General features: G+C 67.0%; 5 protein-coding genes. 2 read left to right on the top strand and 3 right to left on the bottom strand.

Going from position 1 to position 6,145, the window contains the following annotated elements; all coding sequences use genetic code 11:
- Nucleotides 1-368: 368 nt before the first annotated feature.
- Together LZ199_RS45305 and LZ199_RS45300 are read left to right on the top strand one after the other, a co-directional pair.
- Entirely contained in the window at nucleotides 369-683 is a 315-nt protein-coding gene (locus tag LZ199_RS45305; protein ID WP_254000074.1) for a hypothetical protein, read from the top strand.
- A 344-nt stretch (nucleotides 684-1,027) separates the two neighbouring features.
- Nucleotides 1,028-3,268: a hypothetical protein gene (locus tag LZ199_RS45300; RefSeq protein ID WP_254000073.1), complete on the top strand. Its 2,241-nt coding sequence runs from the start codon at nucleotides 1,028-1,030 to the stop codon at nucleotides 3,266-3,268.
- A gap of 154 nt (nucleotides 3,269-3,422) precedes the next feature.
- On the opposite strand, the gene LZ199_RS45295 is transcribed toward LZ199_RS45300, so the two are convergent.
- The 3 genes from LZ199_RS45295 to LZ199_RS45285 all read right to left on the bottom strand — a co-directional run bounded on the left by LZ199_RS45295 (nucleotide 3,423) and on the right by LZ199_RS45285 (nucleotide 6,115).
- Nucleotides 3,423-4,730 (bottom strand): glycerophosphodiester phosphodiesterase family protein, encoded by a 1,308-nt coding sequence (locus LZ199_RS45295; protein ID WP_254000072.1) that lies wholly within the window; start codon nucleotides 4,728-4,730, stop codon nucleotides 3,423-3,425.
- Nucleotides 4,731-4,964: 234 nt separating this feature from the next.
- Nucleotides 4,965-5,525 carry a hypothetical protein gene (locus LZ199_RS45290; protein ID WP_254000071.1) on the bottom strand — a complete coding sequence of 187 codons (561 nt, stop codon included), beginning with the start codon at nucleotides 5,523-5,525 and terminating at the stop codon, nucleotides 4,965-4,967.
- A 335-nt stretch (nucleotides 5,526-5,860) separates the two neighbouring features.
- Nucleotides 5,861-6,115, bottom strand: a complete 255-nt coding sequence (locus LZ199_RS45285) for a DUF1272 domain-containing protein (protein ID WP_254000070.1) — start codon at nucleotides 6,113-6,115, stop codon at nucleotides 5,861-5,863.
- Nucleotides 6,116-6,145: the final 30 nt, after the last annotated feature.

Below are 6,145 nucleotides of genomic sequence, written 5' to 3'. Positions count from 1 at the left end.
CCCAGGTTCGACGTCGCCTTCAGCACCTGCTGCTGCGCCGCATCGGCCATTGCCCGCTGTGCCTCCGCAGACTCGGAGCTCGCGCTCCTCCTCTCGGGCCGTCCCGCATCTGATCAAGTAGTACTAAGCAGCATTCTGCGTCGATAGAGATGTATCGGCGGGACGGTGCAACCCCGTCAGGCGTCGCCGTGCCGCGTCCCGGTGCAGGCCTGCCCCTGGAGGGTTGCTTCGGGTGACCCGGGTCGTGCGGCACCAAGGCGCATGGGTCGATGTCGACGGCCCACTCGGAGGTGAAGTCGCCGGGGAATATCCGAAGGGGGCGTCGTTCCCTTTCGGGGAGTCACGTGCTCCCGGTCTCAGGAGGCATCATGGCTCGGAAGCAGAGGCAGTGGGCGCTGCTCGTCGTCGCTTGTCTCGCCGCATGTACGAATGGGTGTCTCAACTATCCCCGCGACAATCAGGTCATCGACAGCAAGGCCACGAACGTGGCGTTCGAAGGGTTCTATTACAACGTGCCGAGCGCCGAGGTCCGGCCGCTCGTCAAGAACAACGTCTCGGGCACGTTCGACGTGATTCCACACGCGCCCATCCTGACGGGCACGACGCCGTACGTCGATAATGCGGGTGAGACCTGGTACTCCTTCGCCGCGTCCGATGTCGTCATTCCGGCGGCGCCCCAGTAAGTGTGCGCCGGGCTTCGTGTGCAAGATGGGCGCGACGCTGGGCTGCGGCATCTCGGATTCGAGCACGTCCTGCTGGCCCATCGACGGTGGCCATTGCAATGGCTGCGGTCCCAACAAGACGTGCTGGAAGCCGGCCGATGTCACGGTCGGCGGGGCCTGCATGTAGCGGCCCTTGTCGTTCCGGTGCCCCCCGGTGACAACACCGGGGTGTAGCACTCCCGCTTCGGCTTCCAGTCGCACTGGGGGCGGAACGACCAGGTTCACGGCGTCCCTCCGTAATCCCTGGGTCAGCCGCGCAGGGCCCTCAGGGCCCACGCCCCCCCGTGCTGACCGAGGAAGTCCCCATGTTTCGTCGTGGCAGTCGCAGTTCCTGGTTGATGTTGGCCACCGTCCTGTCCGCAGGCCCGGGCCTCGCGGGCGACACCACCAACATCGGCTCCGCCGACCGCTATCCGCTCCCCACCGTCCGAGAGACGCGCTATCGCAATCGCATCGCCCAGGAGCTGGGCGGAGGCGGCTGGCAGACCTTCGTCGGAGACCTGCACAGCCATCCCCGAGGGCACTCGTCCATGGGAGGCACGAGCCTCGACTTCACGCCGCAAATCCGGCGTGACGAGGTCCTGCTCTCCGCCTTCCGCCATGGCTATGACTTCTTCGGGACCTGCAACCACACCACATCCTGGGACACCTCCTACGACGAGGATGACCCCGTCGGCCAGGTGAGCCTGGAGCAGGACGCGAACGGTCAGCCGGAGATGCTGCAGCTCGCGGGCACGGAGAGCCACCTGGGCTCCGACCCCGAGCACCACTTCAACAGCTTCAACCGCCGCATCCACCTCAACACGAACAACATCAACAACTGGCACCACGAGATTCTCAGCCACTACTCGACCGACCCCCTCCAGAGCACCCACGTCCAGCTCAACCACCCGAACGAAAACGCATACTTCACGCTCCCCACCGAGCCGGACCGCCGCCGCAACGTGCGCGACGCGGTGGAGCTGGCCGAGTACAACGACAGGTACTTCGAGCTGCTGCGCCGCGGCTTTCGCGTCGCGCCCGCCTCCAACACGGACTCCCACGCCGCCACCCGGGCGCAGCTCGGCCTCGAGTTCAACCTCAAGTACTCGAGCGGCGCGTATGTGCTGCCCTACATCGACGAGCCCGGTGTCCCCCGCGAGAAGATTCATGGCCGCGACACCGCCCAGGGCCGCACCGGCATCGTGCTGCCCCCGGGCGAGTGGTTCGACTACGGCAACTTCCTGAGGGCGCTGCGCAACCGCTGGGTGTACCGCACGGCGCTGCCGCCCGCGTCCGGCTTCTTCATGGTCAACGGGCGGACCATGGGCTCCGAGTTCTCGCTGGCCTCGACGGAGCGGCGGCTCGACTTCACCGTCTGGGGCACGACCAAGGACGGCACCGGCGCCGGCAACAATTGGACGACCCTCCGGGTCTGGAACCCTTTCGAGCCCGCGGAGCCCATCAAGACGATCACCTACACGGACCCGTACCTCATCGACCTGAAGGAGGTCTTCTCGCTCACCCCCTATCAGTCCATCTACGTCATCACGCTCAACCAGGTCTGGGAGAACGCCGAGGTCACCCTGGCGCCCATCTGGGTGAGCAACCCCGTCGCCAAGCCCACCATCACCTTCGAGCACCCGGTCAACCCCCGCCAGACGGTGCCCGTGGTGCTGGTCAACGGCGGCGGCGACACGGTGGTGCTCCAGCGCGCGCGCACCGGCACGGACTTCCAGGGGTGGCAGACGGTGGGGACCGTCTCCAACTTCTTCATCCCGCTGGACCCCGGGGTGCTTCCGACGACGTCGCAGTGGCGTGTCGTGGACCCGTATCAGCCGAGCGTCGTCTCCAACGCAATCACGCTGACGGTGAGCAACGGCCTGGACGTCCGGCAGCCCCACCTGCCCACCCCGCCTCCCGACGGCGTCAACGTCCGGCTCTCCTGGACCCACCCGACGCCGCTGAACGTGGACTACTACGCCTCGCGTGACAACGGCGCGACGTGGACCAAGGTGGGTGAGTCCAACGTCGCCAATACGTCGGGGGACTGGAACTTCTACACGGGCGGCTGGGGCAACTCGAACGTGACGCTCAAGGTGGTGGACCGCGCGGACGCCGGCCACTTCGGTGTCACCCTGCCCTTCTTCGTCTCGCCCGAGGTGCAGCTCAAGATTCCCGCGACGTCCGGCAACGCGACCATCAACGCCATCGCGGCGTACACCGTGACGGACACGGACCTCGGCTCGTGCTGGTGGACGAGCAACGGCAACGAGCAGTCCGTCTACATCGACCTGGGGCAGGTCCACCTCGTCAAGCGGATGGAGGTGCTGTTCGGGAGCTCGAACCCGCCGAGCTGGTACATGGGCATCAGCCTCAATGGGAGTCAGTGGGGCATGCAGGACAGCGGCTCGCTGTCGTACGCGCCGAACCAGACGCTCGTGAAGGACTACACCGACCGCTCCGGCGGTGGCCTGACGGCGCGCTACATCCGGTTCTACGCGGCGGGCACGTTCCCCGGCCTCACGAGCGACTCGCGCATCTGCGACATCCGCCTGTACCGCTGACCGTCGAGCGTCGAGCCACGCCCCCTCGTCACACCGAGGGGGCGTGGGAGCGCGTCAGAACGACGCGCCGCTCACCCCGCCTCCACCGGTGAAGCTGACCCGGTTCGGCAGAGCCTTCCGGGACCGACTCCTCCGTGAACTTCCTGGGCGTGGCCTACAAACCCATGCAGTTGGCGTAGTACGTCACCGTGCCCGGCCAGTCGCTGAAGATGCCAATGACCCCCACGTGCCGGGCGAGCACGTCCACCGCGACGAGCATGTCGCCGTCGTTGTTGATGGCCTGCTTGACGGACTGGAAGTAGAAGCCGCCGCCGTTCGCCAGCGGGCCGTCCCGCTCCAGGGACCAGGCGATGATATCCAGGCCCGCGGCCCTCGCCGCCCTGGCGTATGCGGACGGGATGATTCGCCCCTGCGCGTCCAACGTGAGCAGCACGTAGATGGGAGGCGCGATGACCTCCACGCCGGATGCGGCCAGTTCGTCCATGCTCGGCACCCAGGTGCGCGAATCGTTGGGGTCGAACCGGGTGCCCGGAAGCTCGTAGCGCCCGTCCAGGTAGACGGCCTGTTTGCCGAACTGCGGCTCGCGCTGAATCCAGTACTTCACGTCGTCGAGGTTGAAGGACTGCGGCCACACCTGGCTCGGGTGGATGCGGGCCTGCTTGTACTCGTCCAGCATCTGCTGGGCGTAGGCGGCCTGCGTATAGGTGCCCTGGTATGGCATGGGGACGCTCGGGGCCTTCAGCTCCGGAGTGAACTTCGTGCCCAGGCGCTTGAAGAGCTCGATGCTCTCCTTGTGGGACAGGACCGTGCCACACGCGGAATAGAGGTCCGTGCGCCAGGGCGCCGTGCCGCCCAGGTACTGCGCCACCGTGGTCGCCGAGGGGTTGGACGCGTCCATCTTTCCGCACAGCTGCTTGAACTCGGCGAGCGTGATGTCGCTGGTGCAGCAGAGCGCGGAGGCGGACTTGCCGGTGGCGGGGTCCGCGGGCTGGAAGGGCTGCGTGCACTTCGCCGCCAGCGCGGGAATGGCGAGGATGTTCGTCGTGGTGTGCAGGTCGCACTGTGAATGCCGGCACACCAACTGCCGGTCCTTCGTGAAGGTGACGTCACACTCGAGGATGCCCGCGCCCATGCGCGCGGCGGCCTCATAGGACTCCTTCGTGTGCTCCGGGAACTGGAGCGGCGCGCCGCGATGGCCAATGGAGAACTCCGTCCGGGAGAACGGTCCCTCCGAGCACTGCTGGAGCCTGCGCTTCAGGGGGCTCTCATCCATGTCCTCGACCAGGTAGTAGGGACGAGCGCCCACCTGGACGTTGAGCCGGCGCGGCGGCGTGTGCTCCGACCGGGACTGCTCGGCCGCGCGCGACGCGAGCGCGTCGTCTCCGGCAGGGGCCGCACCGGGAATCGTGATGCACGCGGTGAGCGTCGCCGCGAGGAGCGTCACCAACCTTCTGGGGTACATGAGCTTGCCGGCTCCTTCTTGGGATACTGGGTCTTCAGGCCCGCGCAAGATGCACCCTCCGTTCAGGACGGAACCGTCAAGGTTGAGCGACGATTCTCTCAAGAACAGGCCACGCCGCGAGCCAAGCGGCGTCGCGCGGGGCATCGACCAGCGGAGCCAGGCGAACACGTCGAAGAGAGAGCGCGTCGACGCGGGGCACAGGTTTTTCACGCGGGCAACGACACCCGCCCGTCTTCAACCGCTCACCGCCTGACGGGATTGAAACCACTCCTTCATGCAGGTCTCCATCGCGCTCCGGTGCTGGTGCGAGCTGAAGTTCTCGTCGATGGGGCGGCCCTTGAAGCATGCGCGTGCGGCGGCCTCGCAGTCCGGGGTGGAGACCTCTCGATTGTGCATCCAGGTCCAGCAGAAGCGGGAGGCGCCCTGCTCCACATTGGAGACGTAGAGGGCCCGCGCGTAACCTCCGATCCCAAGCGCGGCGAGGGCGCCCAGTCCGATGAAAACGGGCACCAGGCGCGTCACGCCCAACGTGAGGAAGCTCGGTGCGCCCCGCTTCACCCGCACCCAGGCGCGCAAGGCCAGCACCACCACCGCGAGCGTGCCAACGAAGAAGGCGACCCCGCTCCAGAACTCCATCCCGGCCAGGTTGAAGGAGCCCCCTCCCACGAGGGACGTGACGAAGACACCAGAGAAGAAGAGGACGCAGGCGGTGCTCACGGGGACGCCAACCACCACGTACAGCAGGGTCAACAGCGAGAAGGCAGCGGGCGCCTTGTTCTGTAGCGGCGATTGCATGGGTGCTCCAACGAGGTGTGTGTCCTTCTGTCGAGCATAGCCCGCGTCCCGGCGGCGGTTGCCTGGGTGGCTGGCTCTCTTCGCCCTCCGCTCGGGATCACCTGCCCCTTCTGGGACGCGCGGACCTGGCGTTCGACACGGACCGACCGCACGTCGCGCCACCGGACCTCCAGCCGCGTCTTCCGTCCAGAGAAGGGCGGCAGGGTGAGGCTCCGCGCCTGGGCATGGAGGCGCAGCTCACCGTGGCGGCCGTCCACGGCACCACGAACACGAGCAACACGGCGGCAGAGGCCAGTCGAGCAAACATGGCCCCAGTATCACGTCGAGTCGTCGATTCAGTCCACGGGACGCGGCGCACAGCCTTGCGGCTTGAAGACGCGCTGCGTGGATGGAGGGTATGCCGCGAGCTTGCCAGCGGGTCGGCGCGGGCGCGGCATGAACTCGCCGCCGCAGTTGGGGCAGACGCCCTTCAATCGCTCCGTCACGCAGCTCACGCAGAACGTGCACTCGAAGGTGCAGATGCGGGCGTCCGGCGAGTCGGGTGGCAGGTCGAGATCACAACACTCACAGCCTGGGCGCATTTGCAGCATGTAACCTCCTTGGACCCCGGACCCGAAAGG

The organism is Myxococcus qinghaiensis (assembly GCF_024198215.1).
Classification (GTDB): Bacteria; Myxococcota; Myxococcia; order Myxococcales; family Myxococcaceae; genus Myxococcus; species Myxococcus qinghaiensis.
This window is presented reverse-complemented; position numbering and strand designations above follow the sequence as displayed.